The organism is Leptothrix toolikensis (SeqCode), assembly GCF_057922285.1.
The window spans coordinates 1-24,289 of record NZ_JBYSVC010000038.1 but is presented as its reverse complement, the minus strand read 5'-3'; the positions used below and the strand labels follow the sequence as shown (position 1 = coordinate 24,289).

General features: G+C 61.6%; 25 protein-coding genes. 12 read left to right on the top strand and 13 right to left on the bottom strand.

The features are described from left to right. From AC3VI7_RS07455 to AC3VI7_RS07440, 4 genes are all read right to left on the bottom strand, one after another. Positions 1-1,276 (bottom strand): replication-associated recombination protein A (locus AC3VI7_RS07455; RefSeq protein ID WP_489671443.1); only part of this gene is annotated, 1,276 nt, incomplete at its 3' end. A gap of 53 nt (positions 1,277-1,329) precedes the next feature. After that, entirely contained in the window at positions 1,330-1,980 is a 651-nt protein-coding gene (gene lolA, locus AC3VI7_RS07450; RefSeq protein ID WP_489669522.1) for an outer membrane lipoprotein periplasmic chaperone LolA, read from the bottom strand. Positions 1,981-1,984: 4 nt separating this feature from the next. Continuing rightward, positions 1,985-4,447, bottom strand: coding sequence for a DNA translocase FtsK (locus tag AC3VI7_RS07445; RefSeq protein ID WP_489669523.1), 2,463 nt, complete (start codon positions 4,445-4,447; stop codon positions 1,985-1,987). Beyond that, positions 4,447-5,115 carry a Crp/Fnr family transcriptional regulator gene (locus AC3VI7_RS07440; protein ID WP_489669524.1) on the bottom strand — a complete coding sequence of 223 codons (669 nt, stop codon included), beginning with the start codon at positions 5,113-5,115 and terminating at the stop codon, positions 4,447-4,449. The genes AC3VI7_RS07445 and AC3VI7_RS07440 overlap by 1 nt, the downstream gene beginning before the upstream one ends. A gap of 249 nt (positions 5,116-5,364) precedes the next feature. Here AC3VI7_RS07440 and trxB point away from each other — a divergent pair, with 249 nt between their 5' ends. From trxB to AC3VI7_RS07420, 4 genes are all read left to right on the top strand, one after another. Beyond that, positions 5,365-6,324, top strand: a complete 960-nt coding sequence (gene trxB, locus AC3VI7_RS07435) for a thioredoxin-disulfide reductase (RefSeq protein WP_489669525.1) — start codon at positions 5,365-5,367, stop codon at positions 6,322-6,324. A gap of 188 nt (positions 6,325-6,512) precedes the next feature. Then, on the top strand, positions 6,513-6,746 hold the full coding sequence (gene rpmB, locus AC3VI7_RS07430; protein ID WP_369417101.1) for a 50S ribosomal protein L28: 234 nt from the start codon (positions 6,513-6,515) through the stop codon (positions 6,744-6,746). A 35-nt stretch (positions 6,747-6,781) separates the two neighbouring features. Next, positions 6,782-6,949: a 50S ribosomal protein L33 gene (gene rpmG, locus AC3VI7_RS07425; protein WP_369417102.1), complete on the top strand. Its 168-nt coding sequence runs from the start codon at positions 6,782-6,784 to the stop codon at positions 6,947-6,949. A gap of 149 nt (positions 6,950-7,098) precedes the next feature. Then, positions 7,099-8,499: a hypothetical protein gene (locus tag AC3VI7_RS07420; protein WP_489669526.1), complete on the top strand. Its 1,401-nt coding sequence runs from the start codon at positions 7,099-7,101 to the stop codon at positions 8,497-8,499. Here the strand turns inward: AC3VI7_RS07420 and AC3VI7_RS07415 are convergent. The 3 genes from AC3VI7_RS07415 to purN form a co-directional block, all read right to left on the bottom strand. Then, on the bottom strand, positions 8,482-9,708 hold the full coding sequence (locus tag AC3VI7_RS07415; RefSeq protein ID WP_489669527.1) for a DesA family fatty acid desaturase: 1,227 nt from the start codon (positions 9,706-9,708) through the stop codon (positions 8,482-8,484). The genes AC3VI7_RS07420 and AC3VI7_RS07415 overlap by 18 nt on opposite strands. Before the next feature lie 65 nt (positions 9,709-9,773). Next, a complete protein-coding gene (locus AC3VI7_RS07410; RefSeq protein ID WP_489669528.1) occupies positions 9,774-11,030 on the bottom strand; it encodes an RsmB/NOP family class I SAM-dependent RNA methyltransferase in 1,257 nt (418 codons plus the stop codon). A gap of 50 nt (positions 11,031-11,080) precedes the next feature. After that, entirely contained in the window at positions 11,081-11,719 is a 639-nt protein-coding gene (gene purN / locus AC3VI7_RS07405; protein WP_489669529.1) for a phosphoribosylglycinamide formyltransferase, read from the bottom strand. 72 nt (positions 11,720-11,791) lie between these two features. On the opposite strand from purN, the gene AC3VI7_RS07400 reads away from it, so the two are divergent. Next, positions 11,792-12,217, top strand: a complete 426-nt coding sequence (locus tag AC3VI7_RS07400) for a DUF3717 domain-containing protein (RefSeq protein WP_489669530.1) — start codon at positions 11,792-11,794, stop codon at positions 12,215-12,217. Here AC3VI7_RS07400 and AC3VI7_RS07395 read toward each other — a convergent pair. Together AC3VI7_RS07395 and AC3VI7_RS07390 are read right to left on the bottom strand one after the other, a co-directional pair. Beyond that, a complete protein-coding gene (locus AC3VI7_RS07395) occupies positions 12,165-13,475 on the bottom strand; it encodes a sensor histidine kinase (RefSeq protein ID WP_489669531.1) in 1,311 nt (436 codons plus the stop codon). The two genes, AC3VI7_RS07400 and AC3VI7_RS07395, sit on opposite strands and share 53 nt — an antisense overlap. A gap of 3 nt (positions 13,476-13,478) precedes the next feature. Beyond that, positions 13,479-14,192, bottom strand: a complete 714-nt coding sequence (locus AC3VI7_RS07390) for a response regulator (RefSeq protein ID WP_489669532.1) — start codon at positions 14,190-14,192, stop codon at positions 13,479-13,481. A gap of 91 nt (positions 14,193-14,283) precedes the next feature. On the opposite strand from AC3VI7_RS07390, the gene greB reads away from it, so the two are divergent. Then, on the top strand, positions 14,284-14,814 hold the full coding sequence (greB, locus tag AC3VI7_RS07385) for a transcription elongation factor GreB (RefSeq protein WP_489669533.1): 531 nt from the start codon (positions 14,284-14,286) through the stop codon (positions 14,812-14,814). On the opposite strand, the gene AC3VI7_RS07380 is transcribed toward greB, so the two are convergent. The 4 genes from AC3VI7_RS07380 to AC3VI7_RS07365 are packed head-to-tail and all read right to left on the bottom strand — an operon-like array spanning position 14,804 to position 19,058. Continuing rightward, positions 14,804-17,158, bottom strand: a complete 2,355-nt coding sequence (locus AC3VI7_RS07380) for a RelA/SpoT family protein (RefSeq protein WP_489669540.1) — start codon at positions 17,156-17,158, stop codon at positions 14,804-14,806. The two genes, greB and AC3VI7_RS07380, sit on opposite strands and share 11 nt — an antisense overlap. 57 nt (positions 17,159-17,215) lie before the next feature. Further along, positions 17,216-17,419, bottom strand: a complete 204-nt coding sequence (gene rpoZ, locus AC3VI7_RS07375; protein ID WP_369417112.1) for a DNA-directed RNA polymerase subunit omega — start codon at positions 17,417-17,419, stop codon at positions 17,216-17,218. Between the two features lie 43 nt (positions 17,420-17,462). Continuing rightward, the gene (gene gmk, locus AC3VI7_RS07370) at positions 17,463-18,089 is read right to left on the bottom strand and encodes a guanylate kinase (protein WP_489671442.1); all 627 of its coding nucleotides are present in this window, start codon (positions 18,087-18,089) and stop codon (positions 17,463-17,465) included. Positions 18,090-18,101: 12 nt separating this feature from the next. Next, entirely contained in the window at positions 18,102-19,058 is a 957-nt protein-coding gene (locus tag AC3VI7_RS07365; RefSeq protein WP_489669535.1) for a YicC/YloC family endoribonuclease, read from the bottom strand. Positions 19,059-19,087: 29 nt separating this feature from the next. On the opposite strand from AC3VI7_RS07365, the gene AC3VI7_RS07360 reads away from it, so the two are divergent. The 6 genes from AC3VI7_RS07360 to AC3VI7_RS07335 are packed head-to-tail and all read left to right on the top strand — an operon-like array spanning position 19,088 to position 24,072. After that, positions 19,088-20,059: a serine/threonine protein kinase gene (locus AC3VI7_RS07360; RefSeq protein ID WP_369417115.1), complete on the top strand. Its 972-nt coding sequence runs from the start codon at positions 19,088-19,090 to the stop codon at positions 20,057-20,059. A gap of 26 nt (positions 20,060-20,085) precedes the next feature. Continuing rightward, positions 20,086-21,000, top strand: a complete 915-nt coding sequence (locus AC3VI7_RS07355) for a PP2C family protein-serine/threonine phosphatase (protein ID WP_489669536.1) — start codon at positions 20,086-20,088, stop codon at positions 20,998-21,000. A gap of 32 nt (positions 21,001-21,032) precedes the next feature. Further along, a complete protein-coding gene (rph, locus tag AC3VI7_RS07350; protein ID WP_369417117.1) occupies positions 21,033-21,758 on the top strand; it encodes a ribonuclease PH in 726 nt (241 codons plus the stop codon). Positions 21,759-21,789: 31 nt separating this feature from the next. Then, on the top strand, positions 21,790-22,449 hold the full coding sequence (locus tag AC3VI7_RS07345) for a non-canonical purine NTP pyrophosphatase (RefSeq protein WP_489669537.1): 660 nt from the start codon (positions 21,790-21,792) through the stop codon (positions 22,447-22,449). After that, positions 22,446-23,651 (top strand): radical SAM family heme chaperone HemW, encoded by a 1,206-nt coding sequence (gene hemW / locus AC3VI7_RS07340; RefSeq protein ID WP_489669538.1) that lies wholly within the window; start codon positions 22,446-22,448, stop codon positions 23,649-23,651. Before AC3VI7_RS07345 ends, hemW begins: the two co-directional genes overlap by 4 nt. Positions 23,652-23,661: 10 nt before the next feature. Beyond that, complete coding sequence (locus AC3VI7_RS07335) at positions 23,662-24,072, top strand: group II truncated hemoglobin (RefSeq protein WP_369417120.1); 411 nt, start codon at positions 23,662-23,664, stop codon at positions 24,070-24,072. Positions 24,073-24,289 lie beyond the last annotated feature (217 nt).

Sequence of the window (24,289 nt, the reverse complement as noted above, 5' to 3'; positions counted from 1 at the left end):
CCGGCTTACCCCGCCGTGCCGCTGCGTCGCGCTGGCGCAGGTCGGCGAGTTTGTCGCCGATGCGGATTTCTAGGCCCCGAGGCACGGGGGCGTAGTACTGGGTGGCGGGGTCCATGCGATCGGGGAAATACGCCACCCCAGCGGCGAAGGCGTCGGGCTCGTCGTGGGCGTAGCGATAGGCTTGGCCCGCGCCCAGCGCTTGCATCAGCGCCGTGGGGGCGTTGCGCAAATGCATGGGCACGGGCGCACTGCCCGCTTGTTGGACCGTGCGTTGGACGGCCTTGAAGGCGTTGTAGACCGCGTTGGACTTGGGGGCCACCGCCAGATAGATCACCGCTTGGGCCAGGCTCAAATCGCCCTCGGGCGAGCCAAGGCGCTCGTAGGCCTCCAAGGCGTCGAGCACCAAGCGCAAGGCGCGCGGGTCGGCCAAGCCGATGTCCTCGCTGGCCATGCGCACCAAGCGGCGGCCGATGTAGCGCGGGTCGGCGCCGCCGTCGAGCATGCGCATGAACCAGTAGAGCGCGGCGTCCGGGTTGCTGCCACGCACCGATTTGTGCAGGGCGGAGATGCTGTCAAAGAAGACGTCGCCACCCTTGTCATAGCGACGCAACTGCGCCCCCAAAGCACGCTCCAGCAAAGCGGCGTCGATCACCTCCGCCGCCGGGCCGGCCACGCGGGCGACGCTTTCAAACGCGTTGAGCAAGCGCCGCGCATCACCGTCGGCGTAGGCCACCAACTGCTCAACGGCCTCAGGGCTTAAAGGCGGTGCAGCCAAGGCTTGGCGGCCCCGTTCGAGCAAAGCGGCCAGATCGGTCGCACCAATGGGTTGGAGCACATGCACGGTGGCCCGCGACAGCAAGGCCGAATTAAGCTCGAAGGATGGGTTTTCGGTGGTGGCACCGATGAAGGTAAAAAGCCCCGCTTCCACATGCGGCAAGAAGGCGTCTTGCTGCGACTTGTTGAAGCGATGCACCTCATCGACAAACACGATGCTGCGCCGACCTTGGGCCTGCCAAAGCCGCGCCTGTTCAACCGCTTCGCGGATCTCTTTGACCCCGCCCAGCACGGCGGAGATGGCGATCATCTCGGCCCCACAGGCTTGGGCGGTTAGGCGTGCCAAGGTGGTTTTGCCCACCCCGGGCGGCCCCCAAAGGATCATGGAAGAAAGCTGGCCGGTCTCGAACGCGACCCGCAGCGGCTTGGCCGGCCCGAGCAAATCAGGCTGACCGATCACCTCATCCAGCGACTGCGGCCGCAACCGCTCGGCCAGCGGCACGCTGCTGCTACCAGCATGGCGACCACCGTGGCTTAGAGGCTGCACCGCCGGGTTCACTGCTTGAGCACGTCCACGCCCTTGGGCGGTGTCCACTGGAAACGCTGCGGGCTGAGCGTCGGATTGGTTTCGACGCGGCTGAAATCGAGCCGCGAGTGCTGCCCAAAGGCGTCGGCGATGTCCATGGCCACAAGCGCCCCGGCCTTGAAGCCGATGCGCAGGTTGCGGATCGAGCCTTCGCTCACCTTGGGCGTGGCACGCACCCACTGCACGCCGTCCAGATCGGGCTCGGCTTGCAAGGTGAAATCGCGCTCGATGCCCGAGCCCGCCAGCACCGCCGCCGGGGTGGCCCCCAAAGCGGTGTCAAAAGCACGCACCGTGACTTGGTTGAGGTCGGCGTCAAAGAGCCAAACCTGCTTGCCGTCGGCCACGATCAGCTGCTCGTAGGGCCGGGTGTAGTCGAAGCGGAAGCGGTTCGGCCGCTGGAACTCGAAGGTGCCGGCGGAGCTTTTCTTCTTGCTGCCGTCCGGCGCGGTCACCACTTGCACAAAGTTGGCGCGCGCAGCATGCACCTCGCGCCCAAAGGCTTTGAGCGCCTCGACCGCATCAGCACCGCCGGCCCATGTGCCAAGGCTACTGAGGCTCAAGCCCAGCGCCCAAACCACCGTTTTGAAGTTCATGCCCATCCCCGTCGTCGGCTCAGTCATCGGCTTAATCATCAGCCTTGGCCGGCACCAGCAGATCGCGGTTGCCGTTGGTGGCCATGCCGGAGACCAGACCCGATTTTTCCATCTGTTCCAGCAAGCGCGCCGCCCGGTTGTAGCCGATGCGCAAGTGCCGCTGCACCAGCGAGATCGACGCACGCCGGTGCTGCATGACGATCGCCACCGCTTGGTCGTACATCGGATCGGCCTCGCCATCACCGCCTTGAGCGCCCTCACCGGCCGAACCACCCCCGGCTTCGTTGTCGAGCGTGCCGCCCTCCAAGATGCCTTCGATGTAGTTCGGCTCGCCTTGGGCGCGCAGGGCGCTCACCACGCGGTGCACCTCTTCATCACTGACAAACGCGCCGTGGACCCGCACCGGCAAGCCGGTACCGGGCGCGAGGTAAAGCATGTCGCCTTGGCCCAGCAAGGCCTCAGCGCCCATCTGATCAAGGATGGTGCGGCTGTCGATCTTGCTGCTGACTTGGAACGCAATGCGCGTCGGGATGTTGGCCTTGATCAGGCCGGTGATCACGTCCACGCTGGGTCGCTGGGTGGCCAAGATGAGGTGGATCCCCGCCGCGCGGGCTTTTTGGGCCAAGCGGGCGATCAGCTCTTCGATCTTCTTGCCAACCACCATCATCAAGTCGGCCAACTCGTCGATCACCACCACCACATGGGGCAGCTCTTCCAAGGGCTCGGGCTGCTCAGGGGTCAGGCTGAAGGGGTTGGCAATCGACTCGCCACGCTCTTTGGTATCGACGATCTTCTTGTTGTAGCCCGCCAGATTGCGCACGCCCAAACGGCTCATGAGCCGATAGCGACGCTCCATCTCGGCCACACACCAGTTGAGCGCGTTGGCCGCTTGCTTCATGTCGGTCACCACCGGCGCCAGCAAATGACCGATGCCTTCGTAGACGCTCATTTCAAGCATCTTCGGGTCGATCAAGATCAGGCGCACTTCGCGCGGGCTCGACTTGTAGAGCAGCGACAGGATCATCGCGTTGATGCCCACCGACTTGCCCGAGCCGGTGGTGCCGGCCACCAGCAAGTGCGGCATGCGCGCCAAGTCAGCCACCACGGGTTGTCCCACGATGTCTTTGCCCAGCACCAAGGTGAGGTGCGAGGCTGATTTGCCATACACCTCGGAGCCGACGATTTCAGACAAGCGGATGGTTTGTCGGCGCAGATTGGGCAACTCCAGCGCCATGCAAATCTTGCCGGGAATGGTCTCCACCACCCGGATCGAGGTGAGACTCAGTGAGCGCGCCAAATCCTTGGCCAAGCCCACCACCTGGGAGCCTTTGACGCCGGTGGCGGGCTCAATCTCGTAACGCGTGATCACCGGCCCCGGTTGGGCCAAGGTGACGCGCACTTCGACGCCAAAATCGCTGAGCTTTTTCTCGATCAGCCTTGAGGTCATGTCGAGCGACTCTTGCGGCACCGATTCGATCTTGCTCGAAGGAGCGTCCAGCAAATCAATCCGAGGAAGTGCCGAGCTGCGACCGACACGGTCGGCCAAGGGCAGGATCCAATCCGGTAGCGGTGCCGGGGCGGGCGTGACCACGGGCATCGGCGAAGCGGCCTTTGGTTCGGCCGCCATGACAGCAGCCGGCAAAGCCGGTGGATCAGCCGCTTGGAGGCCAAAACCAGGCTCTTGGCCGATTCCAGGCTTCAGATCCAGTTCCGTATCCGGGTGGATCATCGGCTCGATACGCTCTGCTTTACCGGCATTTGCGCCACCCCGCGTAGCGGTTGTCTTGCGCTCTTGATCAAGCTCACGCTCGCGCGCTCGGAATGCTTGTTCACCGATACGTGCGTCTTCAGCTTGCTCTTTGCGCAATTGCCTGCGGGTGCGCAGACTTTCCATGCCTGCGCCAATGACCTCTGCCACCGCCAGCCACGAAAAGCCGAAGGCCTGCGCCATGCCGGCCATGCCCAAGGCAATCCACAACACACCGCTGCCCAAGAAGCCAAACCAAACCATGCTCCACGGACCCAGCATGGCACCGAAAGCTCCCCCGGCTTGAGCGCCAGCAAGTCCGGCCTCAAAACGGTAGAGCCGCGTCCACTCCAAGGCTGTGCTGGCCAACAGCAAGACCACCAACCCCAGCAAACGCCAGCCGATGGACAAACCGGCTCCGAGCAACGGGGCGGGTATGGGCTCAGGCTCAAGATCATGCCGAACCAAGCGCGCGACTTGGATCAACCAGAGTCGCAGCACAAACAGCACCACCCACCACGACGAGTAGCCCCAGATCACATAGGAGAGATCCGAGAGCCAAGCACCCAGCACGCCGGCGCGATTACGCACCAGCAAACCATCGCCGGACGTGGAGAAAGCGGCATCACCCGGATGGAAGCTCAGCAGCGCCAGCACCCACACCAGCCAGAGCACACCCAAGCAAAAAACACCGAGCTGAATTTTCCAGCGCCCCTCGGACTGCCGGGCACCGATTTGCGCAAACATCACTGCGTCGTCAACCGCTCAGTCAAAACGACCCAACCGTTTTCTTGGGTTTCGATCAAGCCACGCTCTTCAAGATCTTTCATGACGCGGCTAACCATCTCGCGGGAGGCTCCGACCACTTTGGCCAAATCCTGCCGAGACACCTTGCCACGGATGGTGCGCTGACCGTTTTCTTCTTGAGCCATGTCCAACAAGGCCCGGGCCACGCGCCCATAAACATCCAACAGGGCCAAAGATTCGATTTGCCGGTCGGCATTGCGCAAGCGCACCACCATGCCACGCAGCACAGCATGGGCAAGGCTGGAGGCTTCCGGCAAACAAATGCTGAATTCAGCGCGACCCAACACCAATGCGTCGGTTTGAACCTCGGCACGCACGGTGGCTGAATGGGGTTCGTTATCAATCAGGCTCATTTCACCAAAGTGATCACCGGCCTCAAACACCGCCAAGATCACTTCCCGCCCGCGCGAATCGGATGTCACCACCCGCGCCCGACCGGAAAGAAGGATGAACAGTGCATCCGACTTGCGTCCCTGTTCAACGATCAGCTCGCCACGCCGAAAGCGCCGCTTGACCACGCCATCGGCAATCACCTGGGCTTGTTCATTGGTCAGCATCGAGAACAGCGGCACTCGCCGGATCAAATCAAGATTGGAAAGCATCGCCATCGTGAACTCCTCTATTTCGCAAGTTTCTTCGTAAGGAACGGACAACAAAAAACACCATCCCAGCCAGGGTCCTGTTTCTACAATCACTCGCGGTGAATGCAACAGACCGTGATGTGGTTTGATCGTCTGTTACGTCACATTTTTCACGTTCCCGGGAGCATGTGGCGCGACGGCACTCTAACCGAAGCATGCGCGCCTTGAACAGGCTTGTATGCTCCCGGACAGCCCTGTTACATCCGAGCACGCTTGATGAGCAACACAACCAAACACTCCAACGTTCTGATTCTTGGTTCCGGCCCCGCCGGATATTCGGCCGCTATCTATGCCGCCCGTGCCAGTCTCAATCCAGTGATCGTGACCGGCATGGCCCAAGGCGGTCAGTTGATGACCACCACCGAGGTGGACAACTGGCCGGCTGATGTCCACGGTGTGCAAGGCCCAGATCTGATGCAGCGCTTCCAGCAACATGCGGAACGCTTCAACACCGAGATGATCGCGGACCACATCAACAAGGTGGATCTGTCGCAGCGCCCTTTCAAGCTTCAAGGCGACAACGGCAGCTACACCTGTGATGCGCTGATCATCGCCACGGGGGCCTCGGCCAAGTACTTGGGCTTGCCCTCAGAACAAGCCTTCATGGGCCGGGGCGTGAGCGGTTGCGCCACCTGCGATGGCTTCTTCTATCGGGGCGACGTTGTGGCTGTGGTCGGCGGCGGCAACACGGCCGTGGAAGAAGCGCTCTATCTGTCCAACATCGCCAGCAAGGTGCATCTGATTCACCGTCGGGACAAGTTCCGCGCTGAGGCCATCATGATCGAGAAGGTCATGGAGAAGGTCGCAGCGGGCAAGATTGAACTGCACCTGTTCAATAACCTTGACGAAGTCTTGGGCGACGACTCGGGTGTCACCGGCGTGCGCCTCAAAGACAACGACGGCGTGGCCAAAGAGCTGGCCTTGAAGGGTTGCTTCATCGCCATCGGCCATCACCCGAACACCGATATCTTCCAAGGTCAACTGGACATGAAGGACGGCTACATCGTCACTCGCGGCGGCCAAGATGGCTTTGCGACCATGACCAGCGTGCCCGGCGTCTTCGCTGCGGGCGACGTGCAGGACCACATTTACCGTCAAGCCATCACCTCGGCTGGCACGGGTTGCATGGCTGCTCTGGACGCGCAACGCTTCCTCGAACAAGGCAGTAGCCACTGATTGCTGCACTGCCCTTCACAGGGCAGGCTATAATCTTCGTTTTGCCGTAAATCGGCTGCCGGGTGAAGGGCGTTCCAGCTCTTTGTCCGAGGAGATGGGCATCAAGCATAGGTCCAACACGTTTGTTTAAGTGATTGGAACCGTGCTTGCTCTGTCTGTCCATTTTGAACCAACCCTGGAGAAGCGTCATGGCACGCGTCTGTCAAGTCACGGGCAAGCGCCCGATGGTGGGCAACAACGTTTCCCACGCCAACAACAAAACGAAGCGTCGTTTTCTGCCGAACTTGCAGTACCGCCGCTTCTTTCTTGAGAACGAAAACCGCTGGATTCGTCTGCGGATCAGCAACGCTGCCCTGCGTCTGATCGACAAGGTCGGCATCGACCAAGTCGTGGCCGACATGCGTGCCCGTGGCGATCTGTGATCGAACGTCAACCACGTTGAACTGAGGAACAGATCATGGCCAAAGGCGCTCGCGAAAAAATCAAGCTCGAATCCACTGCTGGAACCGGGCATTTCTACACCACGACCAAAAACAAGAAGACCACGCCCGGAAAGCTGGAATTCTCGAAGTTTGATCCCAAGGCACGTAAGCACGTGATCTACAAAGAGATCAAGCTGAAGTAAGTCACTTCCGCGCACGAAAACCCGCCACAGTTCTGCTGCTGGCGGGTTTTTCCATGTCTGAATCACTGCTATCCACAGCACGACACCCAAGAAAACACGCCTGACCTACAGTGACGTTCAACAAAATGAACGTTCTCGGGGAGGCTATCGTGGCAATCGCTTCTTGGCAGCGCATGGTGACGAGCATGGCTTTGGGCATGCTCGCTTCGACAGCCGCTCAAAGCCAGTCGATCGAATTCACCCGAACAAGCCTTTTCATTGGCCAACCGCTCGACCTTGAACTGCGGGTGCGTTTCGACGGCCCACTCCCCGATCAAGCCCTGAGCCCCCATTGCTTCCAGATCCAGATCCATCACGGCGAAGAAGAACAAGCCGGTGAAGATATTCATGTCAGCCTGCGACGCATCCGTGGCGCAGGGGGCGCAGATGCCGATACGGTCGTCAAACTGCATCTGCGGGGGCGCAGGCCTATTGAAGAGCCGTGGATTCAGGGCCATCTGAGCCTGCGCTGCGGCGCAGTGTTGACCCGTGAATTCACTTTGCTGGCCAACCCGGCACCCGCCGAAGCTTTGCGGGCCCAAGCACCGATAAGGCCCAAGAAAGCCGTCCGGCGAGTCACCTTGAAGCCATCACTGCCACAAGCCCCACAACCCACGCCCACGCCCATAAGCAGCACGTTCACCGCGATGGACATCACCCACCTGCAACGCAGTCAGCAAGACTTGATGCGGGTGGTCGCAGCGCTCGAAGCTCGACTCGAAGAACACGCTCAGGGCCGCGAGCAAGCCGCCATGATCACGACAACGCCGGGGCCACCCGAGGTATCGAGCCAAGGCGGGTGGCCATGGTGGATGATCTTGATCGGCATCATGGCCTTCCTGTGGGGCCGGCATAGCTCGCAGCCACCTCGCCAGCCAGAGCCTCATCAGCTTCAGGCGCCGTTGATGACGGACCGCAGGCCCACACCACCACCACCCTCTATGGCGGTAAAAATAACCGCCCCACCGACACGCCGCGAAGATCCGGCAGGGGCCCTCGTATCGCCGGCCGCTTCCATAAACTTCCCTTGGCCGACCGAATCGGGTGAGCCCTCATTGGACAAGCCGGAGCTAGACGTGCCGCTAAGCACCTTGGATCATGCGGCCGCAGAGGGTTACTTGGGGGCCACCTTGGCGGTCTTGGAAACAACACTCCAAGTGCGTCGCAGTAAATCAGCCGACCTCTTGTTGCGACTGCTCGATGGCTATGAGGCGTTGCAACAACCCATGAACCGCGCCCGGGTCGCCTCGCAACTGGAAGCGCTCTACAACGTCGATACCCGCGCCACCCACCCAAGCCTTGATGAGATGGCGCACCCCATGGTGGCAAGCCTCGTGAGCGCTTGGCAGCAAGCCGACCGAACTTCGGCCTTGGCGCATTTGCTGCTCGAAAAGAAGGGCTCCATCCCCGTGTTGGATCTCGCCGCCTTTCGGGAGATCCTGTGGCTGCATCACCTGAGCCTTGAGGATGAAGACTCCGAGCCCAAGCTCGGCTTAGCTGTGCTGCACTGACTTGAGTTGCAGCGCAAAGCGCTGTAAAGCGGCGATACCGCTGTCTTCGGCCTTTTTGCACCACGCTTGAAGATCCACCACCAGCTGATCGGCCGAGACGTTGGTCTTGGTCCAGAGCTGGCGCAGCTCCTCACGCATCGCCACCAACTCGGTCAGGATCTCGCTTTGGCTCTTGGCTTTTTCGACCAAGGCGCGCAAATCGGTGGGGATTTTCTCGATATCGCGGTGCAGCCAACGCTTGGCCATACGCATCTCGGCCCAACGCTGCGAGTTCACTTCGCCCTGCGCCTTCAAACGCGCCATTTCCGCCGCACAGGCGCGGCGCAATTCAGTGGCGTAGCTGGCCATGACTTCATAGCGATTGGCAATGATGGCTTCCAAGGTGGAGCCATCGGCCACCGGCTGAATCGCACCCAGCTTCATCTGCGGCACGGTCTTGCGGACCTTGGCCCAGCCAAGCAACTCAAACATCCGGATATAGCCCCAACCGATGTCGAACTCAAACGGCTTGACCGACAGCTTGGCCGAGGTCGGATAGGTGTGATGGTTGTTGTGCAGCTCTTCACCGCCAATGACGATGCCCCATGGGAAGACATTGGTCGAAGCATCGGCTGCCTCAAAATTGCGATAGCCCCAATAGTGGCCGATGCCATTGATGATGCCGGCCGCCGTGACAGGAATCCAAAGCATCTGCACCGCCCAGACGGTCACACCCGCTGCGCCAAAGAGCAGCACGTCGATCAGCAACATCAACACCACGCCCATCTTGGAACGCCCGGCATAGAGGTTGCGTTCCAGCCAGTCATTGGGGGTGTTGTGGCCGTACTTCTTGAGCGTTTCTTGGTTCTTGGCCTCGGCACGGTACAACTCGCTGCCTTCGAGCAAAACCTTCTTGATGCCACGCGCCACCGGGCTGTGCGGATCGTCCATCGTTTCGCACTTGGCGTGATGCTTGCGATGGATCGCCACCCACTCCTTGGTGACCATGCCGGAGGTCATCCAAAGCCAGAAGCGGAACACATGCGACGGAATCGGGCCCAAATCAAGCGCCCGATGCGCCTGCGCGCGGTGCAGAAAGATCGTGACGGCAGCGATCGTCAGATGGGTGAAGGCCAAGGTACAAAGCACGATCTGCCAAACGCTGGCGTGCAAGAGACCATGGGCCATCCAATCAAGCAAGACACTGCCGATCTGAGAAATTTCAGGCATGAAGAACTTTCAAGGGCGCGGGTAAAGCGGTTGCATCATTTTAAGGCAGTCAAGTTCAGACGAACTTAACGTCGTTCCCACGCTGCGGCAAAGAAGCCGTCGGTGCCGTGGCGATGGGGCCACAGGCGCAAGAACTCGTCTTGGCACAACTCGGCAGCGGCAGCGACTTTCTGGCGCGCCAAGATATCGGCCACGGGCACCACCGTGAATTCATCATGCTCAGCGGTGAACGCGCGGGCGACTTCCTCGTTCTCAGCCGGCAGCAAACTGCATGTGGCGTACACCAGCCGACCGCCCGGCTTGAGCAGACGTGCCGCACTTTGCAAAATGGCCTTTTGCTTAAGCACCAACTCTTCAACAGCTGCGGGTGACTGACGCCACTTCATGTCGGGATTGCGCCGCAAGGTGCCCAAGCCTGAACACGGTGCATCGACCAGCACCCGGTCGATCTTGCCGCTCAGACGCTTGACGCGCTCATCGCGCTCGTGCGAAATGCCCGCCGGGTAAACGTTCGACAAGCCACTGCGCGCCAGACGCGGCTTCAAGGCATCGAGCCGATAAGCCGACACGTCAAAAGCGTAAAGCCGCCCGGTGTTGCGCATCATGGCCCCCAAGGCCAAGGTCTTGCCCCCGGCACCGGCACAGAAATCAACCACCATCTCTGAGCGCTTGGCTTCGGTCAGCAGCGCCAGCAGTTGACTGCCTTCGTCTTGCACCTCGATTTGGCCCGTGACGAAACAATCCATCTTGTAGAGCGCCGGCTTGCTCACGGTGCGCAGGCCCCAAGGTGAATGGGGCGTGACCACGGTCTCGATCCCGGCCGCAGCCAAGGTGGCTTGCATCTCTTCGCGCTTGGCTTTCTGGGTGTTGACACGCAAGTCCAGGCCAGCAGGTCGGTTCAGGCTTTCAACCAGGGGCCAAAATTCATCCCCCAGCGCAGGCTTCAACGCATTGGCCAGCCAATCGGGTAGGTTGTGCCGCAGCCGCTCCGGCAAGGTCGTGCGATCCAGCGTCCGGGTCGATTCGAGCCAGCGCAGCTCATCGGGCGTGAGCGCAGCACGCAGAAAAGCCTCTTGCCCCGCCCAAGCGAGGATCACCAGACGGCGCTCCAGCGGGCCAAAACCGGACTGCGCCATGTTCTGCCACAGCAGGCGTTCACGCAGCAGCGCGTAGATGGTTTCAGCCAAGGCATGGCGCTCACGCGAACCCAAGGTGCGGTATTGGCGGAAAAAAGCCGAGACCACGGCATCGGCCGGGATCTCGAAACGCAAGACCTCGCGCAAGAGATCAACAGCCAAATCAAGCAAGGCTTTCGGGTTCATATTCAGGACTCCAAGGGCGGAAAAATAGCAAAAACAAGGACGATCATCACTCAGGGTGCGGCCCAGAGCCACTGCGGCTCTCCATGACGGTGCAGCACGCTCCCCTCTGGCTCAAGGCGGAGTTCATCGGCTAAAAACCAGCGCACGGCACGCGGGTAAATCACATGTTCACAGGCCAGCACGCGCGCAGCCAGACGGGCCTCATCATCACCCGGCAAGACAGGTACGGCGGCTTGAATCACCACCGGGCCGTGATCCAGCGTCGGCGTCACGAAATGCACCGTGGCTCCAGCCACTTTGCAGCCCGCGTCCAACGCTCTTTGGTGGGTATGCAAGCCCGCAAAGGCTGGCAGCAGCGAGGGATGAATGTTCAGCAAGCGGCCGGCAAAATGCTGCACAAAACCCTCGGTCAGGATGCGCATGAAGCCTGCTAGCACGACCAGATCAGGAGCGTGGCGGTCGATCTCGGCCGCCAAGGCGGTATCAAAAGCCTCCCGACTGGCAAAACCTGTGTGGTCGATCACCACCGTGTTCAGACCTTGCTCACGCGCCCAGTCCAGCCCACCAGCATGTGGGCGATGACTGATCACGGCGGCGATACGCGCTGGCCAGCGCTCAGCAGCAAGGGCGGTGGCGATGGCTTGCATGTTGCTGCCTCGCCCAGAAATGAGCATCACAATTGTTTTCATCGGGCCGCGAGTGTAGCCACTGGGCCGCGATGCGGTCCGTGCCTACAATCTGGCCTTTCGAAAAAACCTCTTATGCCCGGCATCCACTTGCATGACATCGAAGCGGCCATCAACTGGTGGCGCGAGCGCAAGCCCTCTGAGGATGGCGTGAGGGCGTGCGCCGAAGTGGTCGCCTTGGCAGGTATCTACGCCGGCATGGTCTACCGCCAACACACCCAAGTACCCCAAGCCCAACTGGGCCAAGCGGCCTTGTCGGCGTGGCTGGGCTGGTATGCCTCCACGCCGGATGCACCGTGCATCGCGATCTGCTCGACCACCCAAGGCGACACGGTGTGCAAAGGCTGCGGGCGCAGTTTCGAGGAAATCCAAGACTGGACCATCCTGAGCCCGGTTGAAAAGCGCGCCGTTTGGCACCGCATCACCCGGGAACAGAAAGCCTGGCGCTTCAACCGCTATGCCGAGCGGGCGCAGGGGCAGGTGCCCAACGTGGCAACGTAAGCACAAAGCAGCTACCGCCGCCCTCACGCGCCTCGCAGACCACTGCACCGCCATGACGCTGGGCGATCTGGCGCACCAAACTCAGACCCAACCCCACCCCTCCCGCGCCTTCGGCATGGCCGGACAAACGGTAAAAAGGTTCGAAGATCCGTTCGCGCTCCGCCTCGGGCACCCCTGGGCCGCGATCACACACGGCCAGTCGAAGCATGGTGGCGCTCGTGTCGAGCTGCAAAATCACCTCGCCCCCCCCATAACGACAAGCGTTCTCCAGCAGATTGCGCAAGACACGGCGCAATAAACGCTCATCGCCATGAACCTCAGGCGGGGCTTGGAGGCTGCCCATGACCAACTCAGCCCGCGCGCGCGCGCAGGCTTCGGCCGCCAAACCCAACAGATCGACGCTTTCCGTGCTCAAAGCCGTTTGGGCTTCTAGCCGACTGGCGAGCAAGACCTCTTCGACCAAGCTGTTCAGTTCGTCGATATCGCGGTCGATCTCGGCTTGCAGCGCTGCCTGCCCTTGCACGGGGGTGGCCGGCAGCATCGCCAGAGCCATCCTCAGGCGGGCCAAGGGCGAACGCAATTCGTGGCTGGCATTGGCCAGCAAGGATTGATTGGCGCGCACCAGCTCTTCAATACGGAAAGCCGCCAAATTGAAGCTCTGCGCCACAGCGGCCACTTCATCGCGCCCATCCACCGCCACGCGCTGCCCCAAGTGGCCAGCACCAAAAGCCTCCACCCCTTTTTGCAAAGCTTCAAGTCGGTGCGTCAAGCGTCGCACCACGGGGTAGGAACCCGCAGCAATCGCGATAAACAACAGCGCCAGGCCACCCAAAACCACCGAAGCACGCTCTTCGGTCGAGGGTGCATGGAGCGGGCGCAGACCACCCCCTCGAACCACCCACAGAACCCGGCCATCCGAAAGGGCAAACCGCCTGCTTTGGCGCTGTTCATACAGGGCCGATGTCGCCAAGCGCTGGCCGGCCGAATCATCCAGTGCCATCCCCACCCGCAAGCGCTGCGCCCAAGCCAAGAGGGCCTTGGCTTGTTCTTCAGCGGGAGCCTCGGCGGGCGGCAAGCTGTGCTCCAGCAACTCACCCCAAGCGGACATGCGCTCATTGACCACGGCGCGTTCGATCTGTCCATGCTGCTCAGCGGTGTGGTGACGCACGATCAACATCGCGACCAGCGCAAACACCATCAACACCGCCACCACGGTGAAGTAAATGTTGAGATAGAGATGGCGAATGCGCACGCGCATGCCTCAACCAGCGCGGCCGTCTTGATCTTGATCGCGGGCAAAAACATAGCCTGCACCGCGCACGGTCAGGATGCGCCGAGGCACTTTGGGGTCATCCTCGATGGCCGCACGGATGCGCGACACATGCACATCAATGCTGCGGTCAAAGACATCCAAGGGATGACCTTTGAGCGTGTCCATGATCTGGTCACGGCTCAAAACCCGGCCCGGGCTGCGGGCCAGCACCAAGAGCAGATCGAACTGCCAACTGGTCAGCTCGCGCAGCTGTGCATCGACCCGTACTTGGCGCGCACTGGGATCAATTTCAAGACGACCAAAGTGCAACACCGCGTCCAGCGCCGGCGGTGTTGCACGACGCAGCAAGGCCTTGACGCGGGCCAACAGCTCCCGGGGCTCAAAGGGTTTGGGCAAATAGTCGTCAGCCCCCAGTTCCAGCCCCAAGATACGGTCCATCGGTTCGCCCCGGGCGGTCAGCATCAGCAAAGGCAAGGTGGCCCAGCGCGGGTCGGCACGCAGCTCACGCGTCAAACCGAGCCCATCGCCATCGGGCAACATCAGGTCGAGCAAGAGGAGGTCAAAAGGATGGCGAGCCAGCAAGTCACGCCCTTGGGCCAAGTTGGCGGCCAGTGTGACCACGAATCCTGAGGGCGCAAGATAGTCGCGCACCATGGCCGCAAGACGAACATCGTCATCAATCAGAAGCAGTCGGTGATTCATAGCTGGCATCATCGCCGAAGCTTGAAGGGCGTGCGTGAACGCTCTGTGAGCGTTTTGTGACCCCGATGTAAAGCCACCCCACCGATCCCCCATGAATGACGACGACGAAGAAAGTTCCCCGCCCCTGCCCCAAGGGACGCGCAACTACCTCACCCCGCAGGGCTATGCCCGGCTGCGCGCCGAGCTGATGAGCCTACTCGACGATGAGCGCCCCAAGGTGGTGGAGATCGTGTCTTGGGCCGCCAAGAACGGCGACCGCTCAGAAAACGGCGACTACCTCTACGGCAAGAAACGCTTACGAGAAATTGATCGGCGCATCCACTTTCTGACGCGCCGACTCGATATCGCTGAGGTCACCGACCCCACAAGGCATCACGGCAGTGATCAGATCTTTTTTGGGGCCAGCGTCACGTGGTGCAACGCCCGGGGCGAGGAGCGCACCGTCACGATCAAGGGAATTGATGAGGCTGACAGCTTGGCTGGCGAGGTGAGCTGGGTGTCGCCGATTGCGCGTGCCCTGCTCAAAGCCCACGAAGGCGATGAAGTCACGGTCATGACCCCTGCGGGGCCCGAGCGACTGGAGATCGTGCGCGTCAGCTACCCCAAGCCCGTCACGGCTTGACGCGCAGCACCTTGACCACCGAGGGGCCGTGGCGCACCACCCGCAGCACATCGGCCAAGTGTTGACGGTCACGCACGGCCAGCAGCAGCTTCAACTCGCTGGTCTCGTCGGTATTGACCGGGTCCATGTCGATGTGAACGATGTCCGCCTGCGCTGTACTGACCGCCTGCGCCACCTCAGCCAGCACGCCTTTGCCGTTGCGCACCAAAACCGCAACGCCGGTTTCGAAGGTTCGCACAGGTTGATCCGACCACTCCACGCCCAGCCAGCGCTCGTTGTCGCGCTCGAACAGGCGCTTACCCACCGAACATTCAGCGGTATGGACCGTCAAACCCTCGCCGCGTCCCAGATAGCCCACGATCTCATCGCCGGGGATGGGCCGGCAGCAGGGCGCGAGCTGGACGGTGGCGTTTTCGCTACCGTCGATCACCACCGCCCCTTGCGAGAACGAGGTGCCGTCGTCATCGGCCGCAAAGCGCCCCATGGACAAGGTCAGCGCATCGGGTTTGTGGCCCTTCTCCACCATGTGCCGCGCCAAGCGCTTGGCCACAATCGAAGGAATCTTGCGTCCCAAGCCCAAATCAATCATGAGTTCGCGCCGATGGCGATTGCCGCTCCAGCGCACCAAGGCTTGCCAAAGCGCTTCATCCGCTTCCAACCCCTCCGGCGGCAAGGTGAGGCCTTCAGCGCGCAGCGCTTGGGTCAATAACTTAAGGCCCAACTCATACGACTCATCAGCCTCCATGTTCTTGAGGTAATGGCGGATCTTGGAGCGGGCCTTACCCGTGCGTACAAAATTGAGCCAAGCCGGATTGGGTCGGGCCGAGGGCGAGGTCACGATGTCCACCACGTCCCCGGAGGACAACTCGTACCGCAGCGGGACCGGCTCGCCATTGACATTCGCCGCGACACAGTGGTCACCCACACGCGAGTGAATAGCGTAGGCGAAATCGACCGGCGTAGCACCACGTGGCAAGGCCATGATCTTGCTCTTGGGCGTGAAGACGTAGACCGAGTCCGGAAAGAGGTCGATCTTGACGTGCTCCAAGAACTCAGCGGAATCACGCGTTTCGTTCTGGATATCGATCAACGACTGCAACCACAGCGTGCCCAAGCGCTGGGCGTCGGGCACTTCCCCGGATTCGCGCGCCTTGTACATCCAGTGCGCAGCGATACCCTCCTCAGCCACCGCTTCCATCGCCTCGGTGCGGACCTGAAACTCAACCGCCGTGCCCACCGGACTGGCCAAGGTGGTGTGCAACGACTGATAGCCGTTGGCCTTGGGGATGGCGATGTAGTCCTTGAAGCGGCCCGGAATGGGTTTGTAGAGCTGGTGCAGCACGCCCAAGCTCAAGTAGCAATCAGGCAAGGACTCGACGATCACCCGAAAACCGAAGATGTCGCTGACTTGGGCAAAACTCAAGCGCTTGTCGCGCATCTTGCGATAGATGGATTGCGCCGTTTTTTCGCGTCCATAGACTTGCGCGGGCACGCCAGCTTGGCCCAAAGCTTTTTCAACCTCGGTGCGGACTTGTTCAACCACATCGCGTCGATGCCCACGCGCACGTGCCACTGCGCGCGCCACCGCCGCATGCCGCCACGGCTGCATGTGCTGGAAGGACAGATCCAGCAGCTCGTGATACGTCGCATTCAGCCCCAAGCGATGGGCAATCGGGGCGTAGATCTCGGAGGTCTCGCGGGCGATACGCGCCCGCTTGTGCTGCGCCATCGAGTCCATCGTGCGCATGTTGTGCAGACGGTCCGCCAACTTGATCAAAATGACGCGCACGTCGCGCGACATGGCCAGCAACATCTTGCGAAAGGATTCCGCCTGCGTTTCTTCGCGGGTCGAGAACTGCAATTTGTCGAGTTTGGTCAAGCCATCGACCAATTCAGCGGTCGGAGAACCAAAGCGCTCCACCAATTCAGCCTTGGTGACGCCACAGTCTTCCATGGCGTCATGCATCAAGGCCGCCATGATGGCTTGATCGTCGAGCTTCCAGTCGGCACACAAGCCGGCGACGGCAATCGGATGGGTGATGTAGGGCTCGCCGCTGGCGCGAAACTGGCCGAGGTGGGCCTGATCGGCAAACTTGTAGGCCTCGCGCACGCGCACCACATCGGCGGGTGTGAGGTAGCCTAATTTCCCCGTCAATGCAGCAAAGGAGGCCGCACTCGGCTCCAGTGAGCTCAGTTCGGTGGCGTCAAGCGCAGCACCGACAGAAGAGGTTTCTTGCAGGTGGGTTTGCAGGGGGTGTGCAGGGGCTGTGTCGTTGTTGACCACCACCCCATCCGATCCGGCAACGACAGGCTGACCCCGTCGCCCCCAGGTCGGGAAAAACATTCGACGCAGAACAGCAGCGGCACGTGAAGACATCCGCACACTGTACCGCGCCTAAGCTCAGGTCGGAACCTTGCGCAGCATCTCAATGCCCACTTCGCCTGCGGCGATCTCGCGCAGTGCCGTCACACCCGGCTTATTGCGGGTCTCGATCTTGGGGCTATGGCCTTGGCTGAGCATGCGAGCACGGTAGGTCGCTGCCAGCACGAGCTGAAAGCGATTGGGGATCTTTTGCAGACAATCTTCGACGGTGATACGGGCCATGACCAAACTCCAGTGCGACCCGACCCAAACCATCACGCTCAGGTCAAGTCAATTGCAGGGCATCAAACACAACCTTGCGGCTGCGTTGCTGAGCCGAGTATTTTAGTCGCTGCGCGTGAACGATGGTCTTGAGATCGAAAAGCGCGGTATCAAACAAGGCGTTGACCACCACAAAGTCGAAGTGCCGCGCCTGTGCCACCTCGTGGTGGGCGTTGACCATGCGCTGCTCAATCACCTCGGCCGCATCCTCGCCCCGACGCATCAAGCGCTGGTGCAATTCTTCGTAGCTCGGGGGCAAGATGAAGATCAACACGGCTCGCGGGAATAGCTTTTTGATCTGCACCGCCCCTTGCCAGTCAATCTCCAGCACCACGTCTTCGCCGCCCTGCAAACGCGCTTCGATGGCATGGCGCGACGTGCCGTATAGGTTGCCGTGAACGTGGGCCCATTCGACAAAACCGTCCTGATCCACCATGGCTTGGAACTGCGCCTTGTCGATGAACCAATACTCGCGCCCGTTTTGCTCTTGCCCACGCGGTGCGCGCGTGGTGTGCGAGATCGAGACTTGCAAATGCGCGTCAAGTTCCAGCAGTGCTTTGACGAGGCTGGATTTGCCAGCCCCCGAGGGGGCAGCCACCACAAACAGGTTGCCGGGGTAATCGTGATTCATGGCCATCCAACGTCATTCCAAGTTCTGAACCTGCTCACGCATTTGTTCAATCAGCACCTTCATGTCCACCGAGATGCGCGTCAGATCCATCGCTGCCGACTTCGAGCCCAGCGTGTTGGCTTCGCGGTGCAGTTCTTGGATCAAGAAATCAAGTCGCTTGCCGACCTCGCCGCCCACCCGCAAAAGTCGATCAATCTCGTCCAGATGCACTTCGAGTCGCGACAGCTCTTCGGCAACATCGATGCGCAAGGCAAAGGCTGCCGCCTCCGCCATGGCCCTCTCGGCCAAGGTTTGCTGCGAGGCCGGTGCCACGCTGCTGCCCCCAGCCGACTGCAAGGCCTGCGCCCAGCGCTCTAGGAAGCGCTCTTGCTGGCGCGCCACCACCTGCGGCAACAACGGTGCGGCCTCACGGGTCAAGGTGCGCAGCTTGGTCACGCAGGTTTGCAACACCTCCGCCAAGCGCGCCCCTTCGCGCTCACGCGCTTCACGCAATTGCACGATGCACTGGCGGGCCACGGTCAAGACTTGCTCATCGGCCACCACCACCGGCTTGGTGCTGCGGCACCACTGCAACACCTCGTGGACGCTGAGCCCGGTGGCCTGCGGCATCCAGCTCTGGATCGAGGCTTCGATGCGCGCCAGTTCGCTGAGCTGTGCAGCCGGCACGGGCTGAACCAACCCGGCCCCTGAATCGGCTGATGCGGACCGATCCACTGTGAGCCGCAACTCCACCTTGCCACGCCGAATGCCGCTGCTGAGCACCTCACGCAAGGCGGGCTCCAAGGCACGGAACTCGTCGGGAAGCCTAAAAGCGACATCCAAAAAGCGGCTGTTGACGGAGCGCACGTCGATGCTGATGGCGCCCCCTTTGGCGGGGCCCGATGCGACACCCATCTCGGCCGATCCCCGGGGGGCCTCGGCCACAGGAACCACGGCTTGGGCGTAGCCGGTCATGCTGTACACTGACATTGCAGATCTCGATAGGCCAAAGTTCGATTATGTCAAAGCCCAAACCGGCACCACTGCCCCCGGGTACCGTGGTAGGGGGCTACCAAGTCGTCCGCAAGCTGGCAGCAGGGGGCTTCGGCGTTGTTTACTTGGCCGAAGACGAAGAGCGGCGTCTGGTGGCTCTGAAAGAATATCTCCCGTCTTCGCTCGCCGAACGCTCGCCGGGCGAGATGATTCCGCGTGTCAAACCGGAAAAACAGCCCCTTTATCGCTTGGGGCTGAAGAGCTTCTTTGAAGAAGGTCGCTCGCTTGCGCAGATCAGTCATCCGAGTGTGGTTTCGGTGCTGAACTTCTTCCGCGAAAACGAAACCGTTTACATGGTGATGAACTACCTTCAAGGCGATACCTTGCAGGACTTCATCGTCACGGCGCGTGATCTCAAGCGCGACAAAGTCTTCCGTGAATCGTCGATTCGCTCGCTCTTCGATGAGATCTTGCGGGGCTTGCGCATCGTGCATCAGCACAAGATGTTGCATCTGGACATCAAGCCCGCGAATATTTTCATCACCAACGACAACAAGGCCGTGATGCTCGACTTCGGCGCAGCGCGCGAAGTCCTGAGCAAAGAAGGCAACTTCATCCGGCCGATGTACACCCCCGGCTTTGCAGCGCCCGAGATGTATCGCCGCGACGGCACGCTGGGGCCTTGGACCGACATCTACGCCATCGGCGCGTGCATCTACGCTTGCATGCAGGGCTATCCGCCCAACGACGCTCCCCAGCGGCTCGAAAAGGATCGCCTGAGCCTGTCGCTGTCACGCCTGCGCAACGTCTACTCCGACAATTTGATCGAAGTCACCGAATGGTGCATGTCCACCGACGCCTTGGCCCGACCGCAAAGTGTCTTTGCCTTGCAAAAAGAACTGGCCCGCGAAGCCGAGCGCCGTTACACCAAGTTGAGCTTCAGTGAACGCCTCAAACTTCAGATCGAAAATCTGAAAACGGGCGCGGCCAAGGCCTGACCCTGACCCACTGAGATCCCTTCTCCATGCGTTTTTCGGTATATCAGATCAGCCGCAGGGGTGGCCGCGAGAAAAACGAAGACCGGATGGGTTACTGCTACACGCGGACCTCCGGTCTTTTTGCCTTGGCCGATGGCATGGGCGGACACCCCGAAGGCGAAGTCGCTTCGCAGATGTCTTTGCAAATGCTGGCCACCAGCTTTCAGCGCGAAGCCAAACCGCAACTGCGTGATCCGCGTCGCTTCCTGCATGACGGCATCATGACCGCGCACCACCAACTGCTGCGCTACGCCACAGAAAAATCGCTGCTCGACACCCCGCGCACCACCATGGTGGCGTGCGTGCTCCAGCAACGCGAAGCCTACTGGGCGCACTGTGGCGATTCGCGCCTCTACTTGGTGCGCGGCAACAAGCTCATGACCCGCACCCGCGATCACTCCTACGCCGAATTGCAAGAAACGCTCTCGGGCGTGATCCCACTGGGCGACAAGGTGAACCGCAATGTGCTGTTCACCTGCTTGGGCAGCCCGGGCAAGCCGGTGATCGATATCGTCGGCCCGATGGTGATGCAACCCGGTGACCGCTTTTTGCTCTGCTCGGACGGGCTTTGGGGCAGCGTCGATGACGAGACCATCGCCAGCCATCTCGCCGGACGACCCATCATCGACGCCGTGCCCGAGCTGGTGGAGCGCGCTTTGCGTGTGGCCGGCGAGAAGAGCGACAACGTCACCGTCTTGTCGGTCGAGTGGGAAGCCGCCGAAGACGACGACATGGCCTCCGGCACCGAAGCCGACACCCTCGGCAACGAGATGTTCGCCTCCACCATCCAAGCCGGCGGCGTCAACGACGATGAAGACGTGCTCGACGACGCCGAGATTGAACGCTCCATCCGCGAAATCAACGAAGCCATCCAGCGCAGCGGCTCACAGCGCCGCACCTGAGCCTTTTTTCTCTCTCTTCGAGACCTTCTCCCATGAGCTTTGAACGCAGCGCCCAGCGCAGCCCGGATCAGATGCGCCCGGTGCGCATCACCCGCCATTTCACCTGCCACGCCGAGGGCTCGGTGCTGATCGAGTTTGGCGACACCAAGGTGCTTTGCACGGCCTCGGTCGAAGAGAAAGTGCCGCCGCATCAAAAGGGCAAGGGCGAAGGCTGGGTCACGGCCGAATACGGCATGCTGCCACGCTCGACCCACACCCGCAGTGCCCGCGAAGCCGCCAAAGGCAAGCAAAGCGGCCGCACCCAAGAAATCCAACGCCTCATCGGCCGCTCGATGCGCTGCATCTTCGACCTGAAGGCTCTGGGTGAACGCACCATCCACCTCGACTGCGATGTGCTCCAAGCCGACGGCGGCACCCGCACCGCCGCCATCACCGGCGCTTATGTGGCGGCGCACGACGCCGTGAGCTGGCTTTTGGCCAAGGGCCTGATCAGCCAGTCACCGCTGATCGACGCCGTGGCCGCTATTTCGGTCGGCATCGTGCAAGGCACGCCCTTGCTGGATCTGGAATACATCGAAGACTCAGCCTGTGACACCGACATGAACGTGGTCATGACCGGCTCGGGTGGTTTTGTGGAAGTGCAAGGCACCGCTGAAGGCGTGGCTTTTCAGCGCGCCGAGATGGACGCCCTGCTGGCCTTGGCCGACAAGGGCATCAAGGAGCTGATCGCCGCCCAAAACGCCGCGCTCGGCCTGTAACACCCCCCGCTGAATCGTCCGCTGAGATCCCATGGAACTGGTCCTTGCCTCCAACAACGCCAAAAAGCTCAAAGAACTCTCGGCCCTGCTGGCACCGCTCTCGATTGAGCTGATCAGCCAAGGCACGCTCGGCATCCCCGAAGCCGAGGAGCCGCATCCGAGCTTTGTCGAGAACGCCTTGGCCAAGGCGCGCCACGCAGCGCTGTTGAGCGGCAAGGCCGCCCTCGCCGACGATTCCGGCCTGTGCGTCGATGCTTTGGGCGGGGCCCCGGGCGTGCATTCAGCGCGCTACGCCCAAACTGCGGCCCAAGCCGTAGAACGCGACATGCCACGCGAGACACAACGCGAGATACAGCGCGACCACCAAGACGCGGCCAACAACGCTCGCTTGCTCAGCGCCTTGGCGGCCTACCCGCTGCCGGCGCAGCGCAGCGCCCGCTTTGTCTGCGCCTTGGTGGCCGTGCGCCACGCCACCGACCCCGAGCCGTTGATCGCTTTTGGCCGCTGGGAAGGCCGCATCCTTGACCAACTGCAAGGCCAAGGTGGTTTCGGCTACGACCCGCTGATGTTCATCCCCACGCTGGGCCACACCGCCGCCGAACTGCCCGCCGAGATCAAGAACGCCCACAGCCACCGCGCTTTGGCCGTGGCGCAGTTGCTGAGCCTGATGCGCACGGTCTGGTCCCTGTGAGCCAAGCCACCCTTGACGCCCTGGCGCGCTACCAGCGCCCCGGCACCCTGAACCTCGCCAGCTTGCCGCCGCTTTCGCTCTACATCCACTTGCCGTGGTGTCTGCGCAAGTGCCCGTACTGCGACTTCAACTCGCACGCCAGCCCGAGCCTGCAAGACGGCGGCCTGCCCGAGACGCGCTACCTCGACGCGCTCTGCGCGGATCTGGAAGCCGCCTTGCCGCTGATCTGGGGCCGCAGTGTGCAAAGCATCTTCATCGGCGGCGGCACGCCCAGCCTGTTCAGCCCCCAAGGCATCGAGCGCTTACTGCAAGACGTGCGCGCCCGCCTGCGCTTGGTGGCTGATTGCGAAATCACCCTCGAAGCCAATCCCGGCACCTTCGAGCGCGAGCGCTTTCGCGCCTTCCGCTCAGCCGGGGTGACGCGCCTGTCGATTGGTGTACAGAGCTTTCATGACGGCCAGCTCAAAGCCCTGGGCCGGGTGCATGACCGCCAGCAAGCCTTGGCCGCCGCCGAAGAAGCCGCCCAAGCCTTTGACACCTTCAACCTTGACCTGATGTACGCCCTGCCGGGCCAGACCTTGGCCGAGAGCGCCGAGGATCTGCGCACCGCGCTGGCACTGAGGCCGACGCATCTGTCGCTCTATCACCTGACCATCGAGCCCAACACCGCCTTTGCGCTGCACCCGCCCGAGGTCCCGGGCGATGACGACGCGGCCGCGATGCTCGATCAGCTTATCGAGCTCACCGCCGCTGCGGGGCTAGAGCGCTACGAAGTCTCGGCCTACGCCCGCCCCGGCCACCGCAGCCGTCACAACCTCAACTACTGGCAGTTCGGCGACTACCTCGGCATCGGCGCTGGCGCGCACAGCAAGCTGAGCTTTGCGCATCACATCGTGCGCCAAGTGCGCTGGCGCGAACCCGCCGCTTACATGACGCAGGCCCTGCAAGGCACGGCCGTCTCCAACGACGAAGAAATCAGCCGCCGCGCCCTGCCCTTTGAATTCATGCTCAACGCCCTGCGCCTCAAAGCCGGGTTCAGCTTGGACGACTTCTTGGAGCGCACCGGCTTGCCGCCCTCCAGCCTCGAAGCCGGTCTGCAAGAAGCCGTGGCACGCAAGCTTTTGGTGCGCGAAGGCCGCCACATCGCGCCCACCGCCCACGGCTTCGACTTCCTCAACGATCTGCAACAGATCTTCCTTTGACCGTAGAGCCATGGCTGCCAGCGACGACGACACCCCCGCCCAACTGGGCCCCACCCCGTTCGACTTGGTCGGCGGCGAAACCCGCGTGCGCGAGATCGTGGACCGTTTCTACGATCTGATGGACTTGGAGCCCAGCTTCAAAGAACTACGCGCTGCCCACGGCAGCACCTTGGACGATGCACGCGACAAGCTGTTTTGGTTCCTCTGCGGCTGGCTCGGCGGCCCCCAGCACTACATCGAACGCTTCGGCCACCCCCGCCTGCGCGCCCGCCACATGCCCTTTGCCATCGGCATCTTGGAACGCAACCAATGGCTGATCTGCATGCACCAAGCCATGGTGGACATCGGCCTCGACACCCCTTTGGTCGATCGCCTCGACCAAAGCTTTTTCACCACCGCAGATTGGATGCGGAATCAGTAAGGTGCTCGTATCCATACACCCACCTACCCGTTTTCGTCACAACAGAACGTCCTCCAGCGACTGGAGGTGGTTGTACATCCACTTGAAACATCGCCAAGATCCGACCGGATGCAATCTCAATCACCCGCCCCGGTGACATTCCAGTACCTACAGGCATGCATTGCCAACTTTGGGTCGTCGCTGTCCCACCCAAAGGTGATGGGCTCGGACAACCAAA